Source organism: Vreelandella neptunia (assembly GCF_022489065.1).
In the GTDB taxonomy this organism is placed as follows: Bacteria; Pseudomonadota; Gammaproteobacteria; order Pseudomonadales; family Halomonadaceae; genus Vreelandella; species Vreelandella neptunia_A.
Window position 1 is genome coordinate 889083 of the sequence record NZ_JAKVTW010000001.1, and the last position, 26499, is coordinate 915581.

Consider the following 26499-nt stretch of genomic DNA (forward strand, 5'->3'; position numbering starts at 1 on the left):
CTCCGTCTAAGCGAGTTCGGTTTTGTCTTTATAGTCGCACAGATCCTCGATAATGCAGCTACCGCAGCGCGGTTTGCGGGCAATGCAGGTGTAACGGCCGTGCAGGATCAGCCAGTGGTGAGCATCTTGAAGGAAGGCTTTGGGTACGTGGCGTAGCAGTTTCTGCTCCACCTCGACAACATCTTTCCCCTTGGCAATACCAGTGCGATTAGAAACGCGGAATATATGCGTATCCACTGCCATGGTGGGCTGGCCAAAAGCGGTGTTGAGAATCACGTTGGCGGTTTTACGCCCTACACCTGGCAAGGCTTCTAGCGCTTGGCGGGTGTTGGGCACTTCGCCACCGTGCAGATTAACGAGCATGTGGCAGGTTTTCATCAGGTTTTCGGCTTTGGTGTTATATAAGCCGATGGTTTTGATGTGCGCTTTTAGCTCGTCGATACCTATATCAATGATCGCTTGAGGTGTGTTCGCAACAGGATAAAGGCGTGCTGTGGCTTTATTGACCCCTACGTCGGTGGCTTGTGCAGAAAGCAGTACTGCGGCCAGCAGCTCAAAGGGCGTGTTCCAATTAAGCTCGGTGGTAGGGTGCGGGTTTTCAGCCTGTAGGCGAGTGAAAATTTCATGACGCTTTTGGGCATTCATGGCTGGTCTCTTTATGTATACGAGCGATGTGATACAAGCGATGGTTTGCGCATGGCGTTATTTAATCGTACCGGTAACGCGTACGCGGCGCTCCGTGCGCGGGGCGGCTGCGACTGGCTGAGCCCGGGCAGCGCTGCGTTGATCAATGGCGTTTTTCAAGGCGATCAACATGCCTGCCACAAAGAACGCCCCTGGTGGCAGCACGAAAAATAGGAACTGGTAGTCGTCGGCAATAGTAAGCTGCCAATTCGCCGCTTGTGGTCCAAATAGCAGTGCCATATCGCTAAACAGGGTGCCTTGACCGAGCAGCTCGCGCAGCGCACCTAGCACTACCAAGACAGCAGCAAAACCTAAACCCATCATAAAACCATCGATGGCAGCAGGTAGCACAGGCTGGCGGGAAGCAAAGGCGTCGGCGCGACCAAGAATGGCGCAGTTAGTGACGATCAGCGGAATAAAAATCCCCAACACTTGGTAGAGGGGGTAGGCGTAAGCAGCCATTAGCAGCTCAGCGCAGGTGACGAAAGCGGCAATCACCATCACGAACGCGGGCAAACGTACTGCGCTGGGAACCTGGTGGCGAATCATCGAAATCGCAGTGCTGGCGCCCACCATGACCAGTAGCGTGGCAAGCGCCAGTCCCAGTGCATTCACCACGCTGCCGCTAACGGCTAGCAGCGGGCAGAGGCCCAGCAGTTGAACTAGCGCAGGGTTGTTTGACCATAGGCCGTCGCGGGCCAGTTGGCGCCATTGGCTCATCGGTCGGACTCCTTAAAGGTCAACGGTAGCGGCGATTCTGCGGCGTACTCTAGAGCTTGATGAACGGCGTTGACCACGGCTCTGGGCGTAATCGTTGCACCGGTAAACGCATCAAACTGGCCGCCGTCTTTCGTTACCGCCCAGCCACCCGGCGGCAAACTAGCTAACCCTAAACCGTTAAACTGAGTAATCCAGTCGCTACGGTTACGCTCTATGTCGTCGCCTAGCCCCGGCGTTTCCTGGTGCTGGGTGACACGTACGCCACTTATACGCTGCTGCTCGTCAATGCCAATGAGTAACCGGATTTCGCCATTATACCCTTGCCGCGTTATCACCGGCAGAATCACAGCTCCATTACTTTGATCGCTCACCCACCAACCGTGGCTATCATTTTCTACACCCAGGGCTTCTGGGTTGGGGAGTGTAAAGGTGCTTTCCAATACCTGAGCGACGGGGATAGTCGCCAGCGACTGGGGCAGTACTTGTTGAAGTTGACGATGCTGGTAAGCCAACTGATGTGTTGCTATTCGCTCGGCGGTTAGTGTGCGAGTCAGTGCAACGCTTCCTGCAGTGACCAGAGCAAAAGTGCCCAGGGCGAGAGCACCGCGCTGCATGGCTTGGAAGAGCGTCATGGCTGCTCACCCCGGGTGCTTTTTGGATGCCCCGTCGGGCGTGGCACGCTATACAGGTCTAGTAGTGGTACGCATAGGTTCATCAGTAATACTGCAAACGCAACCGCATCAGGGTAGCCGCCAAAAGTACGAATAATGATGACTAATGCGCCAATGCCAGCTCCATAGATAAGTTTGCCGCGGCGGCTGGTGGCGGCGGAAACCGGGTCCGTGGCAATAAACAATGCCCCAAACAGCGTGGCCCCAGTAAGCAGATGAAATATCGGTGAAGCGAAGTGGCTGGGGTCGCTTAGATAGAACAGCGTGGCAAGTATTAGTACGCTACCAAGCATTGCCACCGGGATATGCCAACTGATAACCCGCTTCACCAGCAACAACCCTCCACCCGCTAACCAAGCAAGGGCTACCCAACGCCAAGCGCTTAGCGTTCCATCGGGCAGCGGGTTAGTCGCCCAGAACTCGCTGGCAAGTATGGCTTCGCCTTTGTGCTTAAAGGCATCGAGCGGTGTGGCACCGCTCAAACTATCTAGCTGGGCGGTTGGCATAGTCCCCGTGATTTGGGCCCATAAACCACTAGAAATTAGCTCCTGAGGCGGGGCCCATAGCGTCATATAAGTTGGAAATGACACCAAAAGCAGCGCATAGCCCACCATGGCGGGGTTAAATGGGTTGTGGCCCAAGCCGCCGTATAGCTGCTTGCCCACCACGATGGCGGCGATCATCCCGACGCCAATAAGCCACCAGGGGCTGGCAGGCGGCAGTGATACACCCAGCAGAACGCCGGTAAGCAGTGCGCTCGAATCATCAAGCGTCTTTCGTATGGGCCGTTTGCGTAGCCGTAGCACGGCGGCTTCAAGAGCGACACCAAGGGCGGCGGCTAGCAAGACATTGCTGATGACCCCAAGGCCAAAAAAATAGCTCATGGTGGCGATACCCGGCAGCGTCGCCACAAGTACCCAGCGCATCAAACTAACGGTTGGCGGCACGACAGCCGCGCCGGCGGCGTCGTTAACGCCTGATGCGTGCATCATGCTCATGGGGAGTCCTCGTTTTGGGAGGGAGCAGTGGCTGCTTGCTGTTCCTTAGCCTGGGCAAGCTGAGATTCGGCTGCTTTCAAGTTCTCCTGGGCGGTGGCAAGCTGCATTTCTAAATCATCTAAAGACTGTTTTGGATCTTCCTGGGCGACACGAGCCAGAGTCTTTTCCGCTTTTTTAACCGATGCTTTGGCAGCGGCATGGGCAATTCTCAGGCCTCGTAAATCGATCTTTTCACTGCTGGCGGCTGCATTGGTAGGCGTGCGACGCTGTTGTGATTTGCGGGCCTCCTTGCGTGCCTGCTTTTCAGCCTCTTCCCTGGCAAGCCGCGCTTGGCGGAACTCGAAGCGGTGTTTAGCGTACTCCGCCTTGGCTGCTTCAATGCGTTGCAAGCGTATTCGGCTTTTAGCCTCGTGGTAATCCACGACCAGCGGAATATGGCTGGGGCATACGTAGCTGCAGGCACCGCACTCTATGCAGTCAAACAGGTGATAGCGTTCCAGTTTTGCATCGTCTTTGACGCGGGCGTACCAGTGCAGCTGTTGCGGCAGTAGGGCGACCGGACAAACGCTTTCGCACTCGCCACAGCGTATGCAGGGCGATTCCGCTGGCGGCGGTGGTAGCTCATCAATGGTGGCGGCAATCAAGCAGTTAGTCAGCTTGGTAACCGGCGTGTCTAGTGTTAGCAACGGCGTGCCCATCATGGGGCCGCCCTGAATAACCTGATTTAGCTCTGAGGGTTTCAGCCCTGCATGTTCCAGCAGTTCTTTTACAGACGTGCCCAGCCGCACCCATCGATTGCCAGGTTGGGCAATCGCCTCGCCGGTCAGGGTGACAATCCGGGAAACTAGCGGCTGACCATCGCGCACGGCATGCAGGATTGCCAGCAGGGTGCCGGGGTTATGGCACAGCACGCCTACGTCAGCGGGTAGTCCGCCACTGGGTACGTTGAGATCTAACAGTTTTTTAATCAGCTGGCGCTCGCCGCCGCTTGGGTAGCGGGTGGGAATAACCATTAACTCAACTGCCAATGGCTGACTATCAGGCAGGGCGTGCTGCAGTGCACGCTCGAGTGCTTGAATGGCCTCGGGCTTATTATCCTCGATGCCAATCACGATCTGCTGCGCGCCGCACAGTTTGGCAATGATCTGTGCGCCTTCGAGCACCTCATTTGTGTAGTGGCGTAGGGTAAGGTCATCTGCGGTGATATAGGGTTCGCACTCGGCGGCGTTAACTACCAAGGTGTGAATCGCATGCCGCTCTACCACCCGCGCTTTAATATGCGTGGGGAAACCAGCACCGCCTAAACCGACAATACCACTCTCATTTAAACGCGCTAGCAGCGCTGCGGGATCCGCCTGCTGCCAGTCGAGGCTAGGTAGCCGCTGCCACTCGTCCTTTCCATCGCTTTCAATGACTATTTGGGTGGCACTAACCTCGCCCACCGTGCCGCTGATAGTGGCATGTAAGTCACTTGAGATCATGCCTTCGCGTTTAGCAACCAAGCTGCCCACTTTTACTCTATCGCCGGGCGCCACGCAGGGAGTGGCGGGCTGGCCGCTGTGCTGCTGCAGCAGGAGAACCACCCGACTTGGCAGTGGCGCTTCCATTAGCGCTACCTGATTAGAACGTTGTTTGCGCTCCGGTGGGTGAATGCCACCAGGGAAATCATAGGCGCTCGACATGAACACCCCCTAACGCATTATCGGGTCGGTCACTAACGATCACTTTGGATGAAGGCATCGTGGCAGGCTGCCACTGGGTAAGCAGTGTCGAGCGCGGCAGCATATCGATGCAATCCACGGGGCAGGGATCCAGGCACAGATCACAGCCGGTGCATTCGTCTTCAATGACGGTATGCATGAGTTTTGCCGCCCCGATAATGGCATCGACCGGGCAGGCTTGGATGCACTTGGTGCAGCCAATACACTCCGCTTCGCGAATAAACGCCACTTTTGCTTCGCTTTGGGCTTCGCCGTCGAGGGGCTCGGGTTCGCGACCTAATAGGTCAGCGAGGGCGTGGATGGTCGCTTCGCCCCCTGGGGGACATTTATTCAGCGCATCGCCTTGGTTAATGGCTTCGGCGTAGGGGCGGCAGCCGGGGTAGCCGCACTGGCCGCACTGGGTCTGCGGCAGCAGGGCATCAATTTGCTCAACCAGTGGGTTGTCTTCACGCTTGTAACGTTCGCTGACCACACCGAGCAGGGCGCCGAAACCAATGCCCAGGCCCGTTAACACTGCGATTGCGCTAAGCATACCGATAACATTGAAAGTGTCACTCATTGCGCGTTGCCTTCACCCCTGCACCAACCCTGAAAAGCCCAAAAAAGCTAACGACATTAAACTGGCGGTCACCATCGCAATGGCAGCGCCTTGAAAGGGTTTGGGAACGTCTGCCCCGGCCAAGCGTTCACGCATCGCGGCAAAGAGTACCAAAATCAGCGAAAACCCCAGCGCAGCGCCTAAACCATAGAGGGTGGTATGAAAAAAGCTCAGTTCGCGGTTGAGCGACAGTAGCGCTACCCCCAATACTGCGCAGTTGGTGGTAATAAGCGGTAGAAAAATCCCCAGCACTTGATGCAGCAGTGGGCTCAGCTGGCGCACCATGATTTCGGTAAATTGCACCACGGCCGCGATCACCACGATAAAGCTAATGGTGCGCAGATAAGTGACATCCAGCGGCACCAGCAGACCATGGTAGACCACAAAGCTAGCTGCCGACGCCAGCGTCAGCACAAAGGTGGTGGCCAGGGACATGCCCATGGCTGACTCCAGTTTGTTGGAGACACCCATAAACGGGCATAGCCCCAGAAACTGAACCAGTACGAAGTTGTTAACCAGCGCAGTGCTGATCAAAATAATAAATAGCTCACTCATGGCGGCGTATTGTGCGAAGAAAATGAGGCGTTGGCTAGTGAAGGCGAATAGACCTTGGCGCAGTGGCGTCCTGCCGCTTTGGCTGCGTAGAGCGCTTGATCGGCGGCCGTCATTAAGCCGCTAGGCGTCATAACCTCTTCTATATTCAACTGGCTAATCCCAATGCTAACGGTGACATATGGAGCCACGGGCGACACCTGGTGGGGATGCCTTAATTGGTCGATAGCATGACTAAGCGCTTGGCTTTTCTCCATCGCCTGGGTGGCGGAAGTGGCGGGCAGCATGGCACTGAACTCTTCGCCGCCTGTGCGCGCGATAAAAAAGCCATGGTTGGTGGCGATGTCATTCATCGTCTGCGCAACCTGTTGCAAACATATATCGCCTTCGGGGTGACCATAATGGTCGTTAAACAGTTTGAAATGGTCAATGTCGATCATCATGACCGATAAGGGCTGCCCTGTGGTCAAGGAGATATTAACGATTTCTTGCAGGCGCTGATCGAATAATCGGCGGTTGGGCAGGCCGGTTAAAGGGTCATGAGTAGAGAGTTGGATGAGTTCGGCATTAAGTTGCTTTTGGCGCATAAACTGCTTTTGAAAGGCGCGCGCTAAGATGCCGATTTCATCTCCACGCTCTAATAGATTGCTTGATCCCTTTAGATCCACGCTGGCTTGCTGCGTAAACTGGGTCAGAGTTCTTAGCGGCTTCAGAATAATACGCTCCAGTAGCACTAGTACTAGCCCGATTACCAGTAGCATCAAACAAGCTGTCCATAAAAGTACGTAGCGAAACGTTTCTAGACTCGCCAAATAACTGGATCGCGTAAGCTGTGTACCCAACGCTAATTGCTCGTTGTGTGGGTAAGTAGGTAAAAAGCGCTGAGCTAGAATGGTGTTGCCACTGATAGTAATAGCAATGTCGCCATCATCATTACGGTCAGCCATCGAAAGCGTTGTGGGTAGCCCCGTATACTCTTCTATTAAAGTAAGCCACGCATCATTCATTGGCCTTACTTTAAACAGCCAGCCTTGAGGCGGGCCGCTTTCGTCGGTACGAAAAATGGGGTTAGAGGCCACCATTAGCGGCGGTGAGCCCGCATATATATCGCATTTTCCCTGTTCTGGGTCTTCTTTAATGGACGCCTGCATAGTGCGAATCAGTCCTGCCATCCATCGGCACTCACGCTCTGCGCTATAGCAAGCGTGGTATTGGCCGGTAGCGGGATTAATGCCCGCTAAATAATGCACTTCGCCCTCCGCGTTAAAAAAGGCCATTACCTGATAGCGCATCTCTTCAAACATCTGCTGGCTAAAGTTGGTATCGGTATAGCCAGGGTAGTTACCTTGGACAAATTCGTAAGTATCGTCCCAAATTGCCCAGTCTCGTGCTTGGGCCAGTAGATCTTGTTGGCTGATCTGTAAAGTACGTTCAATTTTCTCCAGCTCTTGCGTTACCACCGCGCGCTCTTCTTTATGCAGGGCCGGAAATATTACCCACTTGCTCAGTACAATTAAGGAAATAAGTGCGAGGAGTAAAACAGCACTCAGGGCAGCTAAGAAACGAAAGCGCAAAGATCTGGAGAAGCGATGAACCATAAAGTGTGCCTGAGCGAAGCGGTGATAATGTACGACAGAAAAAATAAAAAGGGGTAAAGGCAATTAGCCTCTACCCCTTTGACGAGACCGTATAGTGGCTACGTGACCCGTTGGCCGGGTTCAGCACCGGTGTCGGGGGAGAGCAGGTAGATGCCTTCTTCGTTGGCCGAGGCTAACACCATGCCTTCCGACACGCCAAAACGCATTTTACGCGGTGCCAGGTTAGCGACCATGACCGTTAAGCGGCCTTCCAGGGCTTCCGGCGAGTAGGCGGAGCGAATGCCAGAGAAGACGTTGCGCGTTTCACCGCCCAAGTCGAGGGTCAGTTGCAGTAGCTTGTCAGCGCCTTCCACGTATCCAGCTTTGGCAATGCGCGCAATGCGCAGGTCGACTTTGGCAAAGGCGGCAAAGTCGATCTCCTCAGCGATAGGGTCTTCCGCCAGCGGGCCTTTGGGTGCTTCCTTGAGTTTTTGCTCTTCCACGAGATCTTCCTTGGACGCTTCAATCATGGCATCGATTTTGTCGCGTTCAACGCGGGTCATCAGCGGCTTGAATTTGTTGATCGAATGCTCTGTGAGCACGCTTTGACGAGTATGCCAATCCAGCGACTCAACATTAAGAAACTCGCGGGCTTGCTCAGCCATTGCGGGAACCACGGGAGCTAGGTACACCATCAATTGGCGGAACAGGTTAATGCCGACCGAGCATATGTCTAGGACTTCAGCATCGCGGCCATCCTGCTTGGCCAATGCCCAGGGCTCTTTATCGGCAATGTAGGTGTTGGCTTCGTCCGCCAATTCCATGATTTTACGCATTGCCCGGCTAAATTCGCGTGCCTCAAAGTCGTCGGCAATATCGTCACCGGCGGCTATAAAACGTGCCACCATCTGCGGCTCAGCGCAGTGGGCTGAGAGATTCCCACCGCCAAGTTTTTTAACAAAACCGGCGCAGCGGCTGGCAATGTTGACGACTTTACCAACCAAGTCTGAATTTACCCGTGCGGCAAAATCTTCCAGGTTTAAATCCAGGTCATCAACTTTAGAAGTCAGTTTGGCGGCAAAATAGTAACGCAGATATTCAGGATTCAAATGATCAGCGTAGGTCGCGGCTTTGATGAATGTCCCGCGGGATTTAGACATCTTGGCGCCATCTACCGTCAAGAAACCGTGGCAGTTGACGGCGGTAGGGGTGCGCAGGTCAGCGCCATGCAACATGGCGGGCCAGAAAAGCGCATGGAAGTAGACAATATCTTTGCCGATAAAGTGGTACACCTCGGCATCTGAGCCTTTCTTCCAGTAGCTGTCGAAGTCGATACCTTCGCGGTCACACAAGTTCTTGAAGCTGGCTAAATAGCCAATGGGGGCGTCTAGCCATACATAGAAGTATTTTCCGGGTGCGTCGGGGATTTCAAAACCAAAGTAGGGCGCGTCGCGGGAAATATCCCACTCGTTAAAGCCGGACTCAAACCACTCCATCAGCTTGTTGCGGATTTGCGGTTGAACGTGTCCGTCGTCAATCCAGCGCTGCAGGAATTCCGCAAAATCAGGAAGCTTAAAGAAGTAGTGGGTCGAAGTACGTACTTCAGGCGTAGCGCCTGAAATAGCTGATACCGGATTGATCAAGTCCGCAGGCGTGTAGGTAGCGCCACATTTTTCGCAGTTATCGCCGTACTGGTCATCGGCGCCACATTTGGGGCAAGTGCCTTTAATAAAGCGATCCGCTAAAAACAGCCCCTTTTGTGGGTCAAACATCTGTTCAATATCGCGGGTGGCAATATGGCCTTTATCCCGCAGGCGCTTATAGATCATTTCGCTGAAGTCGCGGTTTTCAGCGGAGTGGGTTGAGTGGTAGTTGTTGAACCCGACACCAAAACGCGCAAAGTCCGTTTGGTGGTCGTTGGAAACCCGCTCAATGAGCGCTTCTGGGGTAATGCCTTCCTGCTCGGCACGCAGCATAATGGCGGTGCCATGGGCATCGTCAGCACACACGTAGTAGCACTGTTGGCCACGGCTTTTCTGGAAACGCACCCATATATCAGTCTGGATATACTCAAGCAGGTGACCGAGGTGAATGGCTCCGTTGGCGTAGGGGAGCGCGCTAGTCACCAAAATATTGCGCGTGGCGGTAGTAGACATGGTGAAGGTAAATTCCGAGTGAATAGGGTGCCGATCAGGCGATAACAAAAAAAGGCGAAGCTGTTAAAGGCTTCACCGATGACATTTACACCGGCAGCTGAGCAAAAACGCCGTTGAGATTAATACAGCGCTTGCTCTTCTTGAACCACTTCGCGCAGCAGTTCTAAAAAGAGTTTATCTGCCTCAGAGTGCTCTGCCGGATCTTCGGGTATATGCACGCTGGTGGTGTCGGAAATCTCGTTGGCAATCCGCGCCATTGCCGCAGGGCTATTGCCTTCGGTTAGTTGCTGCCTGGCAATCGCTAGAGATTGCTCAAGGATTTTTGGGTCTTGCAGCAGTTTGCGAATAAAGCCACGTAGCTCATTGATGACACGTGTTTTCTGAATTTCTGAACCGGACATGGGAGTCTCCTTAGGATCGCGATTGACGATAGCGTCAAGCGAAACCAATCAATGCGTTGACCATAGCATTTTTTCCGCCAACCGGCATGAGTTGCCTGATATTAAAATGGCCGCTTAAACCGTTAAATTAAAGCGCTGCTTTTAAAGCGACAGACGCCCCGCTTTATGTTTAACGGGATTGGCATACTGAGCAAGCCAATAGGGGCGCAGAGGCTCAGGCACTTCGGCAAGCCGAGCATTAAAGCGTTCACGGTCTTGTCGAGTGATGGCTTTGCGTGCCACTAGCTCCGGTGCTTCGCCTAGCGCCTCTAGCGCTAAATAGTGGCTGGGGAACAAGCGATAGCCACCAATCACCTGGCGGTCAATCTCGGCCGCCACTTCGTCGGGCGTGGCCATATCAGAACCTACCGGCGTGCCAAAGTGCAGCCTTACACGCCCCTTGGAGCCGGTAATGCCCGCGACAATGGAGCGAATATCTTCAAACTCGCTTTTGGCGTAGCTGCCCTGGGTATCGATATCGTGCAACTCCTGGGCTTTTTGTACGTCGCAGGGGTCATACTCATAGCTAATTGATACCGGTACCAGTTTCAGCTCGGCGATCGCATCACCAAACACCATGTCGCGCTCTGCCGCTCGTCTGGCCATAATCAGCATTTTGATAATGGCGGGTTCGGTGTGATCGATACCGTTTTTGGCTCGGCCTTCGCGCTGCGCCATCCAGATCGAGTGCTGGTCTTCAGTGATGGTATGGCGAATATAGGCCGAAAGCTGGTGATACGCCGCGAGCATTGCCCGCTTGCCACGTGCACTACGCGGCACGATAAAGCTTTTATTGAGCCGCATCAGATCGGTGACATAGGGCTTTTTCAGCAGATTGTCACCGATGGCAATACGCACCGTATCGCGGTTTGCTTGATATAGCGCATAGTTAACGAATGCCGGGTCCAGCGAAATATCGCGGTGATTACCTATAAATAGGTAAGCGCCTTGGGGCTCGAGTTTGTCGAGACCGGTCACTTCAAAGGCATCTGTGGTAGTGCGAATCATGCGCTCCATATAGTGGGCAATGCGCATTTGAAAGTCGTAAACCGTCGACACATCCTTAACTTCACGCCGCACGGCACGACTGGCAAACAGGCGTGCTAACGACGGCGCCCAGCGTGCCATGCGTGGCAGCCGAAAGCGGGTGAGCGCATCCAGCAGTTCGTTGTCCCGTGAGAGTCTGGCCAGCACATCGGCCACTTCATGATCCATAAAGGGCCGGATATCGGCCCACGGGTCTGTCTCGTTAGAGGCGTTGGTAGCGTTATTGTGTTGAGTCATGCGAACCGTAGGATGGTGAAAGATAAGTAACAATTAATAGCATTGAGGCGAAGAGCTATAAAAGGGTATAGAGCTTTTATTGTGCTGCGGGTTCCCGCTGCGTCTCGCCACCTAGCCACTCTATTAAACGCGGAATATCGGTAGACAGTGCCAGCGCCATTAAAATGAAATCGGTTTCCAGGCGCGCAAGGGCATCGTCACCGTCGTCAGCGTGGTCGGCCTCTTCTATCAATGCATCGCCAAAACGCAATGATTTCAGCGCTAAGTCGTCATGTAACACAAAGCTTAGTCGGCCTTCCAGGCTAATAGCGAGCTTGCTGGCCTGGCGGCCGCTTTCAAGCAGTTGTTGAATTTCATCGCTGTCTAAATCGACCTGGCGCGCGCGAAGCACACCGTCATCGCCTTTGGCTTTGAGTTCAACCTGATCGCCTAGCTGCAGGTCAGCAGGGCGGCTGGCCACGTCGCCCAACCAAGTGGTCATGGCGCGAATAGGCAGTGTTTGCGAGCTCAGCGGGGTGACTTTCAAACTGCCTAGCGTCTCGCGGAGCAAGTCCAGAATGTCTTCAGCACGAGTGCGTGAACTGGCATTGATGCCGATCATCTGGCCTTTAGTGTCCCACCAAAGATCAATTTTCTGGCTGCGTACAAACGCGCGAGGCAGCAAATTTTCAGTGACCTGCTCTTTAAACGCGGTTTTCTCTTTGCGGGTCACTTTGCGGCTTTCGCTGGCTTCGATATCGGCGACGAGCTCGTCGACTTCCTCTTTTACTACCGATGCTGGCAGTAGGCGCTCTTGGCGCAGGGCGGAAAGCAAACGATGCGACTGGATTTCGTGAACCAGCTGTCCTCCCCCCATTCGCCCCGCTGGTGCTGTCCAGCCAAGACGGCGCGCATCCGCGTTGCCAAGTGGTTTGGCGGCATGCTCTTGTAAGGCGCTTGCGAGCGCATCGCTGGAGAGTTCGGGCGCGTCGTGCAGGCGATATAAATGCAAGTGCTTAAACCACATGAGGCCAATCCTGTTCAAAAGGTGGCACATTATGGCGAAAGAGGGGCATTCCTACCAGCGGCTGCCACCAATCGTCTCTGTTGCACGTGTTTCAAACTTGTGTTTGATTGAGGGTTTGCCAGCTAAATACTATCCGCCAATTAATTGCATTGTTTGACTGAACAGTAGGAGTGGTTATGAGTACATCGCTATCGCGGGTTCAACTGCGTGTTCGTGGCTATCACTTGGATGGCTATGGTCATGTGAATAACGCTCGCTACCTGGAGTTTATGGAAGAGGGACGTTGGGATTACTTCGATCAACACCCAGCGATGATCAAAGAGCTCCATCAGGCTGGCCGGGCGTTTGTGGTGGTTAACTTGAATATTGATTATTTGGCTGCGGCGCGTCACGGGGATGATTTAGAGATTCTGACGGGTATTGTCGATGTCGGTGAGCGCAGTGGTCTCTGCCATCACCGTATTGTACGTAAAGACGGTACCTTGATTGCCCAGGCGGATTTAACCTTTGTGCTGCTCGATATGCGGGCCAATAAAGCCGCCGCTATCGAGGGAGAAGTGCGTGAGACGCTGAACGCGTTAACGCTGCCAAAAGAAGCATTTGCCGGCTAAACGGCATTGGTGAGCTCCCTGGCTGCCCTTGATGCTTTTGCAGTGGTATGATGGCGAAGTATTTGCGCGCCGTCCTAATGTGTTTTTAGGGCGGTGTTTTTAAGCGCTTTCAACTCTCGCAGTGCCAATGCAGTGCAAAGGATCTGACTTTCATGGGTGACATCGCCAGAGAAATCTTGCCCGTCAATATTGAAGACGAGCTCAAACAGTCGTATCTCGACTATGCGATGAGCGTCATTATCGGCCGCGCGCTTCCAGATGTGCGGGATGGCCTTAAACCGGTTCACCGGCGTGTGCTATTTGCCATGCATGAACTGGGTAATGATTGGAATAAACCGTACAAGAAGTCGGCGCGTGTCGTCGGCGATGTCATCGGTAAATACCATCCGCACGGCGATAGCGCGGTTTACGACACCATCGTACGTATGGCGCAGCACTTTTCTATGCGCCATGTGCTGGTCGACGGCCAGGGTAACTTCGGTTCTATTGATGGGGATAACGCGGCTGCCATGCGTTATACCGAGGTGCGTATGTCGCGCCTTGCCCACGAGCTGCTCGCTGACCTGGAAAAAGATACCGTCGATTGGGTCGATAACTACGACGGTACCGAGCGTATTCCCGCCGTATTGCCTACCAAAGTGCCCAACCTGCTGATCAACGGCTCGTCGGGTATCGCGGTGGGTATGGCGACCAATATTCCGCCGCATAATATGCGTGAAGTGATTGACGGCTGCTTAGCGTTAATCGACGACTACACGCTGACCGTGGATGACTTGATGGAGTATATCCCCGGCCCTGACTTCCCCACCGGCGCGATTATTAATGGCCGCGCGGGTATTTTGTCAGCGTATCGCACTGGCCGCGGGCGTATTTATGTACGTGCCTGCCACACCATTGAGCACCACGACAAAACCGGTCGCGATCACATCATCATCACCGAGCTGCCTTATCAGGTAAATAAAGCGCGGTTGATCGAGAAGATCGCTGAGCTGGTGAAAGATAAGAAGATCGAAGGCATCGCCGAACTGCGCGATGAGTCGGATAAAGATGGCCTGCGCGTGGTGATTGAAATTAAGCGCGGCGAGTCCGGCGAAGTGGTAGTCAATAACCTGTTTGCCCAAACGCAGTTGCAAAACGTGTTCGGGATTAACATGGTGGCGCTGGAGAATGGCCAGCCACGTACGCTCAATCTTAAAGAGATGCTGGAAGCCTTTATTCGCCACCGGCGCGAAGTGGTTACCCGGCGCACGCTGTATGAACTGAAAAAAGCCCGTGAGCGTGGTCATTTGTTGGAAGGCTTGGCCGTTGCTATCTCGAATATCGACGAAGTGATCGAGCTGATCAAAGCCTCACCCAATGCCGCTGAAGCGCGTGAAAAGCTGCTTGCCCAGACTTGGCAGCCTGGTCAGGTGACCGCCATGTTGGAGCGGGCCGGTGCTACTTCTTGCAAGCCAGAAGAGCTGGAAGAGGGCTTTGGTTTAAATACCGCGGCTACCTCGTATCGGCTTTCGCCTGCCCAGGCGCAGGCGATCCTTGAGCTACGTCTGCATCGCTTGACGGGCCTTGAGACCGAGAAGCTGCTCGACGAATATTTGAACATTCTTGAAAAAATTGCCGAGCTAACCGAGATACTGGCGTCTGCCGATCGCTTGATGGAAGTGATTCGTGAAGAGCTGCACGCCGTGCGTGATCAGTTTGGCGATGATCGCCGCACTGAAATCCAGGCCAGCCATTTGGATCTGTCGATTGAAGACTTGATCGCTGAAGAGGACATGGTGGTCACCGTGTCTCGCTCTGGCTACGCCAAGACCCAACCGCTTTCAGATTATCAAGCCCAGCGTCGTGGTGGGCGCGGTAAGTCCGCCACTGCCATGAAAGATGAAGATGTGATTGAGCACCTGCTGGTGGCTTCAACTCACGACACCGTATTGCTGTTCTCCAACCGCGGCAAGGTGTACTGGTTGAAGGTGTATGAAATGCCCAACGCCAGCCGTGGTTCACGCGGTAAGCCGCTGGTGAATATGCTGCCGTTGGAAGAGGGCGAAGCGGTTAACGCCATCTTGCCGGTACGTGAGTACGATCCTGATAACTACATCTTCTTTGCCACGGCGAAAGGCACCGTTAAACGTACCAGCCTTGAGCAGTTCTCACGTCCGCGCAGCGTCGGTCTTATTGCTATTGATCTGGAAGAGGGCGACCGCTTGGTGGGCGCCGCGATTACCACCGGCAATGATCACGCCATGCTGCTGTCGTCTAACGGTAAGGCGATCCGCTTTGAAGAGGGCAAAGCCCGCGCCATGGGGCGTACAGCCCGCGGCGTGCGCGGTATGCGCCTGGCAGGCGATGCGGAAGTTATCAGTCTGATTATTCCCAAAAGTCAGCAAATCGACGCTGAAGCGGATGCCGAAGAGGAAGCGCAGGATGGCGCCCAAGAGGGTGTCGTAGCCGAAACGGCTGATGGTCAAATATACATTATGACCGCCAGTGAAAACGGTTACGGCAAGCGCACGCGCCTGGAAGAGTTCCCGTTACGTGGCCGTGGTGGCCAGGGTGTTATCGCCATGCAAACCAGCGAGCGTAACGGTTCGCTAGTGGCGGCGATGCAAGTCTACGACAGCGACGAGATGATGCTGATCACCGACCGCGGCACGCTGGTGCGTACCCGTGTCGAAGAGGTCTCAACCACCTCGCGTAACACTCAGGGCGTGATGTTGATTCGTCTGGGTAAAGAAGAAAAATTAGTCAAAACGGTTCGTGTTGATGAGCCCGCCGAAGTCGATCTGACAGCCCTCGAAGAAGGGGCTGACGCTAGCCTTGAAGAGGGGCTTGTAGACGCTAAGACGGGTGAATCATCCGATGACGCACAGGAAACGGGGACTGATGACACGTCATTATAATTTCTGCGCAGGGCCGGCGGCCCTGCCAGTAGCCGTACTGGAACGCGCCCGGGAAGAGTTGTTGGACTACCAGGGGCGCGGTCTTTCCGTGATGGAAATGAGCCACCGCAGCGATGAATTTGTTGCTATTGCCGAGCGCGCCGAAGCTGATTTGCGTCAGCTTTTAGGTGTGCCGAGTAATTATAAAGTGCTGTTCTTACAGGGCGGCGCCAGTATGCAGTTTGCCATGCTGCCGATGAACCTGTTGGGGCAGGGCGGTAGCGGCAACTTTATTCAGACCGGCATTTGGGGCAAAAAAGCGCTCAGCGAAGCAAAACGGCTTGGGTTCGCTTGTCATGTAGCGGCCAGTAGCGAAGCTAATGGGCATATGGCAGTACCCGCAATGGATACCATTAACGTCAGCGATGACGCCGCCTATCTGCACTACACGTCGAACGAAACGATTGGCGGTTTGGAGTTTGACTATACACCGCACATTCAGCGTGCCGATGGAACTAACGTGCCGCTGGTCTGCGATATGTCATCAAATATCCTTTCTGGCCCGATCGACGTTAGCGAGTTTGGCGTCATCTATGCTGGGGCACAGAAAAATATCGGTCCTGCCGGGTTAACGCTGGTAATTGTGCGTGATGACTTGCTAGGCAACGCTCAGGCAAATATTCCTTCGTTGTTTGATTATCAGATGCTGGCGGAAGCGGGTTCGATGGTGAATACGCCACCGACGTATGCCTGGTATTTGGCGGGGCTGGTCTTTCAGTGGCTGAAAGACGACATCGGCGGGCTGGCTGCGATGGATGCTATTAATCAGCGTAAAGCCGATAAGCTTTATGCGGCGATTGATGCAAGCGAGTTCTATAGCAACCCGATCGCTCAAGCCAATCGCTCAAGGATGAACGTGCCCTTTGTCTTAGCCGATGCGGCTCTGGATAACGCATTCTTAGAGCAGGCCGATGCTGCGGGGCTACTTAATTTGAAAGGCCACCGCAGCGTAGGCGGCATGCGTGCCAGCCTATATAACGCGGTGCCGGAGTCCGCAGTCGATGCGCTAATTGCATTTATGGCGGATTTTGAACAAACAAGGGGCTAACCACCATGTCCGACACGTCGATCAATCTGGATGAGCTGCGCCAGCGAATCGATCAGCTCGATAGCGATATTCTTAATCTGATCAGCGAGCGTGCCAACTGTGCTCAGCAAGTGGCGCATGTAAAGCTGGCCGAAGATAAAGATGCGGTGTTCTATCGCCCTGAGCGAGAAGCGCAGGTGCTGCGGCGCATTATGGCATTGAATAAAGGCCCGCTTGATTCAGAGGAGATGGCGCGCCTGTTTCGCGAAATCATGTCGGCGTGTTTGGCATTAGAACAGCCGATCAAGGTGGCCTATTTAGGCCCTGAAGGCACCTTTACTCAGCAGGCCGCGCTCAAGCACTTTGGCGAGAGCGCCGTAAGCCTGCCGATGGCCGCTATCGATGAGGTGTTTCGTGAGGTAGAGGCGGGCGCAGTGCATTATGGCGTCGTGCCGGTGGAGAACTCCACTGAAGGGGTGGTTAATCACACCCTTGATACCTTTATGGACTCTTCCATCAAAATTTGCGGTGAGGTGGTGCTGCGAATTCACCATCATCTGCTGGTCAGCGAAACGACCCGCCGCGATAAAGTGTCGCGCATCTATTCCCACCCGCAATCCTTCGGTCAGTGCCGCAAATGGCTCGATGCGCACTATCCCCATGCTGAGCGCGTGCCGGTCTCCTCTAATGCCGAAGCGGCCAAACTGGTGAAAACCGAGTGGCATAGCGCGGCCATTGCTGGAGATATGGCGGCCAAGCTTTATGGCCTTGAGCATATTGCGGAAAAAATTGAAGACCGCCCGGATAACTCCACGCGGTTTTTGATTATTGGTAACCAGGATGTGCCCATGGCGGGCGAAGACAAAACTTCCATTGTGGTCGCCATGCGCAACCAGCCGGGTACTCTCCACGCCTTGCTTGAGCCGTTTCATCGTCACCAGATCGACTTAACTCGCCTTGAAACGCGGCCTTCGCGTACCGGTGTCTGGAACTATGTCTTTTTCATCGATTTTAAAGGGCATCGCGATGAGCCGCGTGTTGCCGCAGTACTTGAAGAGGTACGGCTGCGGGCGGCTGATTTACGCGTGCTGGGTTCCTACCCCATAGGCGTGCTGTGACGTTAATGGTCGGCGATAGCGTAACAACATCTTCCTGTCATGAATCGCGCTTGTTGATTGTGGGTCTGGGATTAATTGGTGGTTCACTTGCTGCGGCACTGCGCGCTTCCGGGTTTAAGGGGCAAATTGTTGCCTGTGATCCTGATAAAGATGAGATCGCTCGCGGTATAAAGATGGGGTTGGTCGATTCAGGTGGAACCCGTCTTGCTGAGCAAGTCGATAACGCCACCATGGTGGTGCTGGCGGTACCGGTGCTCGCTATGGAGAGCGTTATGGCGAGCTTGGCTGGCGCGCTGCCTAGCGCTTCAGCTAACGTTGTTATTACCGATGTTGGCAGCACCAAGGCGACTATCCGCGCCTGTGCTCAGCGAGTATTTGGCCAAGTGCCTACCAATATGGTGTTGGGGCACCCCATTGCTGGCTCAGAGAAAAGCGGTGTAGCGGCAGCGAATCCACGCTTGTATGTGGATCACAAGGTGATTCTTACCCCCGAGCCCAACGTTGATGCAGACGCTTTGATGCGCGTCCGTTGCTTATGGGAAGCCTGCGGTGCCGATGTTCTGGAAATGGACGTAGAGCGCCATGATCAAGTGTTGGCGCGCACCAGCCATTTACCCCATCTGCTGGCGTTTTCATTAGTGGATACGTTGGCACGCCAAGATGAGCGCTTAGAGATTTTCCGTTATGCGGCCGGTGGTTTTCGTGATTTTACCCGTATCGCGGGTAGCGATCCGGTCATGTGGCGAGATATTTTTATCGCTAATAAGCAGGCGGTATTGGCATCGCTGGATGATTTTGAAGCAGGGCTTGAGCGGCTGCGTCATGCGGTAGAAACCGGTGACAGCGATGCGCTGATAGCCACCTTTGACCGGGCAAGCCATGCCCGGCACTATTTCGACTCTTTATTGAACAAAACCAGTTACCAGGCGGAATACCATATGCAACCACAAGGTAAGGTGACCTACCGTGTGCAGCCGGGCGGTCAAGCCCAGGGGCGTTTGCGCGTACCCGGTGATAAATCCATGTCGCACCGCTCCATTATGCTGGGGGCGCTGGCAGAGGGCGTTACTGAAGTTAAAGGCTTTCTGGAAGGTGAAGATAGTCTGGCGACGCTGCAGGCATTTCGTGAAATGGGCGTGGCGATTGAAGGGCCGCATCAGGGACGCGTGACGATCCATGGTGTCGGTATGCATGGCTTAAAAGCACCTGCTGGCCCGCTTTATGTGGGTAATTCGGGCACTGCGATGCGCTTGTTTTCAGGGCTCCTTGCTGGCCAGGCGTTTGATAGTGAGTTAACCGGCGATGAGTCGCTAACCAAGCGTCCCATGGGGCGCGTGGCTGATCCGCTACGATTGATGGGCGCATCGATTGATACTGCTGAAGGCGGGCGGCCGCCGCTGAAAATCAGTGGTGGCGCTGCTCTTAAAGGTATTGAGTACGATATGCCCATGGCCAGTGCGCAGGTTAAGTCTTGCTTATTGCTGGCAGGTTTGTACGCCGATGGCGAAACTCGCGTGCGCGAGCCTGCGCCCACGCGTGACCATACCGAGCGTATGCTTAATGGCTTCGGCTATGCGGTTTCCCGTGAAGGCGATACCTGCTGGTTACAGGGGGGCGGAAAGCTTACGGCAGGGCCAATCGATGTCCCTTCTGATATTTCATCAGCGACCTTCTTCCTGGTCGCCGCCGCGATCACCCCAGGTTCAGATATCACTCTTGAGCATGTGGGTATTAATCCCACCCGGATTGGCGTGATTAATATTCTTACCCTGATGGGTGCGGATTTGGCATTAGAGAACCAGCGTGAAGTGGGCGGAGAGCCAGTAGCGGATATTCGTATTCGCTACGTACCGCTCAAGGGTATTGATATCCCTGTCGATCAGGTGCCACTCGCCATCGACGAATTCCCTGCACTATTTATCGCTGCCGCCAATGCCGAAGGTGTAACGCGTCTGCGAGGCGCTGAAGAGCTTCGCGTCAAAGAGTCGGATCGCCTTCAAGCCATGGCCGATGGCTTGGCTGTTTTAGGTGTGCAGCACACCGTCGTAGAAGACGGTATTGATATTGTTGGTAATGGCGATGCACAAAAAGCCAGCTATGGCGGTGGGCGTGTCGATAGCCTGGGTGATCACCGTATTGCCATGGCCTTTGCGATTGCTTCGCTGCGTGCGAGCGAAGAGATTGTGATTGAAGATTGTGCCAACGTAGCCACTTCTTTCCCTGACTTCGTCGAGTTGGCCACCCGAATTGGTATGAGCGTAAGCGTGGAGGGCACGCATGAATGATCGCGCTCCTGCGGTTCCTGTTCTGACCATTGATGGCCCAGGTGGCGCCGGTAAAGGTACCATCAGTGGTTTGGTGGCAGAGCGGTTGGGCTGGCATTTGCTGGATAGCGGTGCACTTTATCGGTTAACCGCTCAAGCAGCGGTTAAGCACAACGTAGCGGTTGACGATGAGGCCGGGCTTGCACGCTTGGCGGAGCAGTTGGATGTGGCCTTTCCTGTGGAAGATGGCCAGCCGCGTACACTGCTCGAAGGTGAGGATGTTGGCCAAGTGATTCGTACCGAGCAGGCCGGTGAGCGTGCTTCACAGGTAGCCGCACTGCCTGCTGTTCGTCAGGCGCTCTTACAGCGTCAGCGCGATTTTTGCCAAACACCAGGGTTAGTGGCCGATGGGCGTGATATGGGAACCGTGGTCTTTCCCGATGCCCCGCTAAAGATTTTTTTGACGGCAAGTGCCGATGAACGGGCGCGTCGGCGTCATCTACAGTTGCAGGAAGCCGGGGTGAATGCTAGTCTTTCGAGTCTTTTAAAGGAGATTCAGGCACGCGATGCACGCGACACGCAGCGCAGCGTGGCCCCTCTCAAGCCGGCAGATGATGCCATTACGCTTGATACCACGCGTCTGAGCATACCGGAAGTGGTTGATCGACTGACCGAACTGCTCGCCCAAAGAGGGCTGGTAAGCGGCGTGTGATTCTCCCTTGCGGCGCTTTTGGAAAGGTGTCACGACGTGGCAGGGCACTAAACTCACATCGGTGAGCCCGGTCAGGTCTAACCAGCGTTAACACCCCCAAAGGCTGAGTGACATTAGGCCCGCACTTGCTGGTGGTGCGGAGAAGGCATTTATGCCTCAACAACGTAATTACGTAGGAACACCATGAGCGAAAGCTTTGCTGAGCTGTTTGAACAGTCTCTTAACGACATCAACATGGAGCCAGGCGCTATTGTCGCGGCCCAGGTTGTCGACATTGACGGTGACTGGGTTACTGTCAACGCTGGTCTGAAATCTGAAGGTCAGATCCCGGCGTCACAATTCCGCGATGAACACGGTAATCTGAACATCGCTATCGGTGACGACGTGCACGTTGCGCTTGAAGCCGTTGAAGATGGCTTCGGTGAAACTCGTCTGTCCCGTGAAAAAGCCAAGCGCGCAGAAGCTTGGAAGATTCTGGAAGCAGCCTTCGAGAAAGACGAAGTCATCAAGGGCGTTATCAACGGTAAGGTTAAAGGCGGCTTCACTGTTGAAGTTGACTCTATCCGTGCCTTCTTGCCTGGCTCGTTGGTTGACGTTCGTCCAGTTCGCGACACTGCGCACCTGGAAAACAAAGAGCTAGACTTTAAAGTCATCAAGCTCGACCCGAAACGTAACAACGTTGTGGTATCACGTCGTGCGGTTCTGGAAGCAGAGAACAGTGCCGAGCGCGAAGCGCTGCTGGCAACTCTGCAAGAAGGTCAGCAGATCAAAGGTATCGTTAAGAACCTGACAGACTACGGCGCTTTCGTAGACCTGGGCGGTGTTGACGGCCTGCTGCACATTACAGACATGGCGTGGAAGCGTATTAAGCATCCTTCCGAAATCGTTGCCGTTGGCGACGAGATCAACGTCAAGGTTCTGAAGTTTGACCGTGAGCGTAATCGCGTTTCACTGGGTCTTAAGCAGTTGGGCGAAGATCCGTGGGTCAACATTAAAGAGCGTTACCCGGAAGGCATGAAAGTACACGCAGTCGTCACTAACCTGACTGACTACGGTTGCTTTGCCGAGCTGGAAGAGGGTGTTGAAGGTCTGGTTCACGTCTCCGAAATGGACTGGACTAACAAAAACATCCATCCGTCTAAAGTCGTTCAAGTGGGCGATGATGTTGACGTCATGGTGTTGGATATCGACGAAGAGCGTCGTCGTATTTCTCTGGGTATCAAGCAGTGCACTGCTAACCCATGGGAAACCTTCAACACTGACTACAACAAGGGCGATCGCGTTTCAGGTACCATCAAGTCTATTACTGACTTTGGTATCTTTATCGGCCTTGAAGGCGGTATTGACGGTCTGGTTCACTTGTCTGACATTTCTTGGACTGATACTGGCGAAGAAGCCGTACGCAGCTTCAAGAAAGGCGACGAAGCTGAAGCCGTTATCCTGTCTATTGATCCTGAGCGCGAGCGCATTTCGCTGGGCATCAAGCAGATGGATTCCGACCCCGTTGCTGAGTACTTGTCAGTCAACGATAAGGGCAGCATCGTAACCGGTCGTGTTATTGAAGTTGATGCTAAAGAAGCTCAAGTTGAATTGGCGACTGACGTTATTGCATTGCTGAAGGCGTCTGAAATCAGTGCTGACCGCGTAGAAGACGCGCGTAATGTTCTGAATGAAGGCGACAGCGTTGAAGCTCGTATTGTTAGCGTCGATCGTAAGAGCCGTCAGATTAACCTGTCGGTAAAAGCGAAAGACCAGGATGATACGCGTCAGAACCTGAAGAAGATGCGTGAACAAGAGCCGGAAACAGCAGGTGGTCCGACCACTATCGGTGACTTGATCAAGCAGCAAATGGGCCAAGACTAATTATCAATTAGTGTTTGGTTTGTAAAAGCGCCGCCCTTAGGGGCGGCGCTTTTGTTTGTAATGATTGAAGCTTAATAATAGTCAAAACATAGCAAAGTGATGCTGAGCTATTATGATTAACGCTATTTTAAATAGCAGTTGTGGTTTTAAAAACGATTAGTAATTGAGTGAAAATGAACTAGACTGTTGTCAGTTACTCTTTTTACAGGAATAATGTCCCAGAATTCTGAACTAATGGGTGCCTAGGTTGTCCAGTCAGCACCTAAACCAGTTGGATCTCATCCTGTTATACCCCGTTCAGTTGGATACGATACTAAAGGAACCCCGATGTCATTACTTAACGAATATATCCAAAAAGAACAGCAGCTAAAGCAGCTTCAAGAAGATCTTCAGCGCTTAGAAGGCGATCAACGTCTTAAAAGTGAGTTGGAATTTAAGGCCAAACTTGAAGCGCTTATGACTGAGTTCGGCAAGCGTCCAGGCGACGTGATTGCTTTATTGGATCCGGCTTCCGAACAGCGTAGTGTTAAAACCACGGCAAGTGGCAATGCTCGTCGTAAGCGTCGTCTAAAGATTTACAAAAACCCTAAAACTGGGGAAGTAATCGAAACACGCGGCGGCAATCATAAGGGCCTGCGTAGCTGGAAGGATGAGCATGGCGATGAGGCCGTAGAATCCTGGCTAGTACGCATGGAAGATTAAGTAATTCCATAACCGGCATTTCTGTATAGAAATGCCGGTTTTTTATTGCTGTGTGCCCAGCTATATCACGATAAGCTATGTCCCGATAAGCCACGTCTCGATAAGCTATCAGTACTGGGGGTTTATTAGCGGTATCCGCAGTTCTAAATGGTTTTCTTGCCATAAAACTTGCGGCGGGTGACCACTGACATGCCAGTTACTTTGATTATGAAGCAGATGTGTGATGGTATGCGTCAACGCATCCTTTAGCTCAGTTAAATGTTTAAAGCATGTGCTTGCATAGTAGTGGGTAGGAATCTCGACCCGTCGATACGGAACCGGTAAGGCGATGTCTTGAGCATTGTCTGATTGCTCAAGGTAAAGGCCAACGTCTGTGCGGTATGAGTGCAATGGTTCATCATTAAGCGCATCAACCTTGTCCGCTAGTATATCGGGCAGCGCAATGATGGTCGTGGATAGGCGTAATCGCGCCTGTAGGCAGGCTAGCTGCTTGTTATGATAGCTTGCCTCCCCAAGCCCCTTGATATGCTCGGGAGCCTGATAGAGGCGCATTAGAATCATTTGTCGATCACTCGTTTTTTCGATGCCGGTTTTGAAAGCTTGATGGGGCGTCGAACGATTCAACGAGTTTTTCATTGTTTGTCGAAAATTGCGGGGCCTATACTGATAACGACGTTGAAACGCTCGTGAGAAAGATGAGTGGTTATGATACCCACACCGTATCGCAATTTGCGCTATATTGAGAGGCGTAAGCGCTAGTAAAACAGCCGCGCGTTCTAATCGTCTTTTTTCACGATAGGCGCTTGGTGAAATATGAAAGCTTTGGCGAAATTGGCGCCGAACTTGAGAAGACGAATACCCTATGTGGTTAGCAAGGTCTTCGATACCGAGTGGCTTATCAATAGTGTCCTGTAGCCAGATCTCAGCTCGTGTCATCGCGTTGAACATTATCTGGCCTCTCATGCGTGAATCGTACAGGTCGTGCTTATCTCGCCTGTAGTGCACTCTCCCAGTGCGTTAATGTTGGTAACCTAGCTGAATAGCAAACGTTCAGCTTACAGATGAGAGTCGAATCTCTGTTCAGGCTACTTGTGGATACGTTGATGCTTCGCATCAATTTTTGAGTTATCGCGGGCTGTGTCGTGTTTGATAAATGTGCATGTCACCACCGAATACATAATGATGATGCCTTTATGCTGGCAACTGGGTGGCAAAGGCAAGTTTGCTCGTTATCTTTACGCGTTTGTGCACAGTTTTTTGTGGAAAATGCTACGTTGGTAGTCATATCGACCATTTCAAGTAAGGTGTAAATGAAACATCGATGAAATATCAAAAGGTTCAAAAGCCGATAGATGAGCGTGAAAAGCTGCGTAAGTTTCGTGAATTAGACGATGCCTTTGCGCAGGCTTTACGCCAGTTAGACGATCCTGAAAGTGATTTTGATATACCGACGGGTCCGCCGGTAAGGTCGCTTGCGGCATTGGAGCAGGATGATGTAGAAACAAAACAGAAGGAACAACAACAAGAGCTTGATCATGTCTTCAACCAGCGCTTTGAAGCGTTGTTGGTTGAGTACGGTATTGACCACGCTGATTTGAACGAAATGATTGAAACACTACTTAGCTGCGGTTTGTGGCAGCAGGATGTAGTGCCCGGCAGCTAATGTTAGGCAACGTCTAACGGTAGCGATAAATACGCAAGCTTGGCAAAAACACATCCTGCTCAAGCTTCTCATCGCGTCGCCGTGCTCTTGTGCGCGTGGTGGGGGGCTGTGAAGCGGGCAAGTTAATATGCGGCAGTCGCTGGTTGTTATCTGGCACAAAGATTGGCATAGCGGCATTCAGTGCCCGCCTAGTGTGTCCGTCCTCAAGTGGCTCGGTAAAGAACAGATTTGCTCGCATTAATGGCGCCTGCGTTTGTACCTGAGCGAGCACTTCACCGCTAGGGATGCTTGCTAATTTGCGCAGCTGAATACGAATATGCGGTGCCTCGGTATCAAGCTGCAAAAGCTTGTGTTCCGCTTCTTGTACTGACAGGCGTTTAATCGAGCGACCACTGCTATACCACGCGAAGCGAACCCGCGAGACTGGTGCTTGGGCGATGGGTAATTGGCGCCAACTCTGCTTAAGGTGTAAGCGGGCAAGGCCATTACGACGTAGTACTTCATCCACGTGTGGATGACGGTGTGGTAGGCGGCTTTTTGCCTCACTCAGCGTTTGAGGAAAAGCCTGTTTAATATCTTGAAGTAGCTCACTAAAACGGGCTTTAGCTTGATTAACTGCACTTGCGGCTGTGAGGAGTTCATCATTTGCGGCCACAATGGCAATGTAGTTGCGTGTCTCACGACCATCCTGATCCTGCTCATGCCACATATCGAAAAGCGCTTCGCGTAACCAATGCGTAGTTGGCGTGGTTTGATTAAACACCCATGTCGCCGGCTGTTGCTGCTCGTAAAGCGAAACGGCAGCTTCAATAGTGGCAAGCAAAGCGTCAAACTGCTGCTCCAGTTGAAGCAGCAGGTGGTAGGCTGAAAGCGATGATTGTTCAGGCATTGGTTCAGCCATGGTTGTTTGCGGAAAATGTCAGTTAACTGCTTGGCTCTTTATGTGAGCGGCGCATCCTTGTCGGCCTGCGCCAGCAGCGTTTCTATATCGGCTTCATCCATGGCCGATTCGCCCGAAATGCGGTGCGACTCATCGGCCCAGGCACCCAGATCAATTAGTTGGCAGCGCTTGCTGCAGAAAGGGCGATAAGTGCTTTCTGGCAGCCAAGGCACGCGCTTGGCGCACTGAGGGCAATTAACTTCAAGCGGGGAATCGTTTGCAGGGCGAACCATAAAAACTCCAATTGCGTTAATAG

At 53.3% G+C, this 26499-nt stretch carries 24 protein-coding genes; 9 read left to right on the forward strand and 15 right to left on the reverse strand.

What is annotated here, in order from left to right:
- Nucleotides 1-6 precede the first annotated feature (6 nt).
- From nth to MLE19_RS04085, 12 genes are all read right to left on the reverse strand, one after another.
- Nucleotides 7-645, reverse strand: a complete 639-nt coding sequence (nth, locus tag MLE19_RS04030) for an endonuclease III (RefSeq protein WP_240716769.1) — start codon at nucleotides 643-645, stop codon at nucleotides 7-9.
- A gap of 57 nt (nucleotides 646-702) precedes the next feature.
- On the reverse strand, nucleotides 703-1404 hold the full coding sequence (locus MLE19_RS04035; RefSeq protein ID WP_240716770.1) for an electron transport complex subunit E: 702 nt from the start codon (nucleotides 1402-1404) through the stop codon (nucleotides 703-705).
- Nucleotides 1401-2036, reverse strand: coding sequence for an electron transport complex subunit RsxG (gene rsxG, locus MLE19_RS04040; RefSeq protein ID WP_240716771.1), 636 nt, complete (start codon nucleotides 2034-2036; stop codon nucleotides 1401-1403). The genes MLE19_RS04035 and rsxG overlap by 4 nt, the downstream gene beginning before the upstream one ends.
- A complete protein-coding gene (locus MLE19_RS04045; protein ID WP_240716772.1) occupies nucleotides 2033-3073 on the reverse strand; it encodes an RnfABCDGE type electron transport complex subunit D in 1041 nt (346 codons plus the stop codon). The genes rsxG and MLE19_RS04045 overlap by 4 nt, the downstream gene beginning before the upstream one ends.
- Entirely contained in the window at nucleotides 3070-4755 is a 1686-nt protein-coding gene (gene rsxC, locus MLE19_RS04050; protein WP_240716773.1) for an electron transport complex subunit RsxC, read from the reverse strand. The genes MLE19_RS04045 and rsxC overlap by 4 nt, the downstream gene beginning before the upstream one ends.
- The gene (gene rsxB, locus MLE19_RS04055; RefSeq protein ID WP_240716774.1) at nucleotides 4739-5353 is read right to left on the reverse strand and encodes an electron transport complex subunit RsxB; all 615 of its coding nucleotides are present in this window, start codon (nucleotides 5351-5353) and stop codon (nucleotides 4739-4741) included. Before rsxB ends, rsxC begins: the two co-directional genes overlap by 17 nt.
- Before the next feature lie 12 nt (nucleotides 5354-5365).
- The gene (gene rsxA, locus MLE19_RS04060; protein ID WP_240716775.1) at nucleotides 5366-5947 is read right to left on the reverse strand and encodes an electron transport complex subunit RsxA; all 582 of its coding nucleotides are present in this window, start codon (nucleotides 5945-5947) and stop codon (nucleotides 5366-5368) included.
- Nucleotides 5944-7404 carry a sensor domain-containing diguanylate cyclase gene (locus tag MLE19_RS04065; RefSeq protein WP_240716776.1) on the reverse strand — a complete coding sequence of 487 codons (1461 nt, stop codon included), beginning with the start codon at nucleotides 7402-7404 and terminating at the stop codon, nucleotides 5944-5946. The genes rsxA and MLE19_RS04065 overlap by 4 nt, the downstream gene beginning before the upstream one ends.
- A gap of 236 nt (nucleotides 7405-7640) precedes the next feature.
- Nucleotides 7641-9677: a methionine--tRNA ligase gene (gene metG / locus MLE19_RS04070; RefSeq protein ID WP_240716777.1), complete on the reverse strand. Its 2037-nt coding sequence runs from the start codon at nucleotides 9675-9677 to the stop codon at nucleotides 7641-7643.
- A 119-nt stretch (nucleotides 9678-9796) separates the two neighbouring features.
- Nucleotides 9797-10078: a hypothetical protein gene (locus MLE19_RS04075; RefSeq protein ID WP_240716778.1), complete on the reverse strand. Its 282-nt coding sequence runs from the start codon at nucleotides 10076-10078 to the stop codon at nucleotides 9797-9799.
- Nucleotides 10079-10219: 141 nt separating this feature from the next.
- A complete protein-coding gene (locus tag MLE19_RS04080; RefSeq protein ID WP_240716779.1) occupies nucleotides 10220-11401 on the reverse strand; it encodes a 1-acyl-sn-glycerol-3-phosphate acyltransferase in 1182 nt (393 codons plus the stop codon).
- Nucleotides 11402-11477: 76 nt separating this feature from the next.
- A complete protein-coding gene (locus MLE19_RS04085; RefSeq protein ID WP_240716780.1) occupies nucleotides 11478-12407 on the reverse strand; it encodes a recombination-associated protein RdgC in 930 nt (309 codons plus the stop codon).
- Nucleotides 12408-12583: 176 nt separating this feature from the next.
- On the opposite strand from MLE19_RS04085, the gene MLE19_RS04090 reads away from it, so the two are divergent.
- The 8 genes from MLE19_RS04090 to MLE19_RS04125 all read left to right on the forward strand — a co-directional run bounded on the left by MLE19_RS04090 (nucleotide 12584) and on the right by MLE19_RS04125 (nucleotide 23640).
- The gene (locus MLE19_RS04090; protein WP_240716781.1) at nucleotides 12584-13018 is read left to right on the forward strand and encodes an acyl-CoA thioesterase; all 435 of its coding nucleotides are present in this window, start codon (nucleotides 12584-12586) and stop codon (nucleotides 13016-13018) included.
- 152 nt (nucleotides 13019-13170) lie between these two features.
- Nucleotides 13171-15915, forward strand: coding sequence for a DNA gyrase subunit A (gene gyrA / locus MLE19_RS04095; protein WP_240716782.1), 2745 nt, complete (start codon nucleotides 13171-13173; stop codon nucleotides 15913-15915).
- Complete coding sequence (gene serC / locus MLE19_RS04100; RefSeq protein WP_240716783.1) at nucleotides 15899-17002, forward strand: 3-phosphoserine/phosphohydroxythreonine transaminase; 1104 nt, start codon at nucleotides 15899-15901, stop codon at nucleotides 17000-17002. Before gyrA ends, serC begins: the two co-directional genes overlap by 17 nt.
- Nucleotides 17003-17007: 5 nt before the next feature.
- Nucleotides 17008-18099 carry a prephenate dehydratase gene (gene pheA, locus MLE19_RS04105; protein WP_240716784.1) on the forward strand — a complete coding sequence of 364 codons (1092 nt, stop codon included), beginning with the start codon at nucleotides 17008-17010 and terminating at the stop codon, nucleotides 18097-18099.
- A 5-nt stretch (nucleotides 18100-18104) separates the two neighbouring features.
- Nucleotides 18105-20384, forward strand: a complete 2280-nt coding sequence (locus tag MLE19_RS04110; protein WP_240716828.1) for a bifunctional prephenate dehydrogenase/3-phosphoshikimate 1-carboxyvinyltransferase — start codon at nucleotides 18105-18107, stop codon at nucleotides 20382-20384.
- On the forward strand, nucleotides 20377-21075 hold the full coding sequence (cmk, locus tag MLE19_RS04115) for a (d)CMP kinase (RefSeq protein ID WP_240716785.1): 699 nt from the start codon (nucleotides 20377-20379) through the stop codon (nucleotides 21073-21075). Before MLE19_RS04110 ends, cmk begins: the two co-directional genes overlap by 8 nt.
- A gap of 183 nt (nucleotides 21076-21258) precedes the next feature.
- The gene (gene rpsA / locus MLE19_RS04120) at nucleotides 21259-22938 is read left to right on the forward strand and encodes a 30S ribosomal protein S1 (RefSeq protein ID WP_240716786.1); all 1680 of its coding nucleotides are present in this window, start codon (nucleotides 21259-21261) and stop codon (nucleotides 22936-22938) included.
- Between the two features lie 327 nt (nucleotides 22939-23265).
- Entirely contained in the window at nucleotides 23266-23640 is a 375-nt protein-coding gene (locus MLE19_RS04125; RefSeq protein ID WP_240716787.1) for a histone-like nucleoid-structuring protein, MvaT/MvaU family, read from the forward strand.
- Nucleotides 23641-23748: 108 nt separating this feature from the next.
- Here MLE19_RS04125 and MLE19_RS04130 read toward each other — a convergent pair whose 3' ends face one another.
- A complete protein-coding gene (locus tag MLE19_RS04130; protein ID WP_240716788.1) occupies nucleotides 23749-24588 on the reverse strand; it encodes a helix-turn-helix transcriptional regulator in 840 nt (279 codons plus the stop codon).
- Nucleotides 24589-24961: 373 nt separating this feature from the next.
- Here MLE19_RS04130 and MLE19_RS04135 point away from each other — a divergent pair, with 373 nt between their 5' ends.
- A complete protein-coding gene (locus MLE19_RS04135; RefSeq protein WP_240716789.1) occupies nucleotides 24962-25303 on the forward strand; it encodes a hypothetical protein in 342 nt (113 codons plus the stop codon).
- A gap of 13 nt (nucleotides 25304-25316) precedes the next feature.
- Here the strand turns inward: MLE19_RS04135 and MLE19_RS04140 are convergent, their stop codons facing one another.
- Together MLE19_RS04140 and yacG are read right to left on the reverse strand one after the other, a co-directional pair.
- Nucleotides 25317-26192, reverse strand: a complete 876-nt coding sequence (locus MLE19_RS04140) for a DNA replication terminus site-binding protein (protein ID WP_240716790.1) — start codon at nucleotides 26190-26192, stop codon at nucleotides 25317-25319.
- A 50-nt stretch (nucleotides 26193-26242) separates the two neighbouring features.
- Nucleotides 26243-26476, reverse strand: coding sequence for a DNA gyrase inhibitor YacG (gene yacG / locus MLE19_RS04145; RefSeq protein WP_240716791.1), 234 nt, complete (start codon nucleotides 26474-26476; stop codon nucleotides 26243-26245).
- Between the last annotated feature and the right edge of the window lie 23 nt (nucleotides 26477-26499).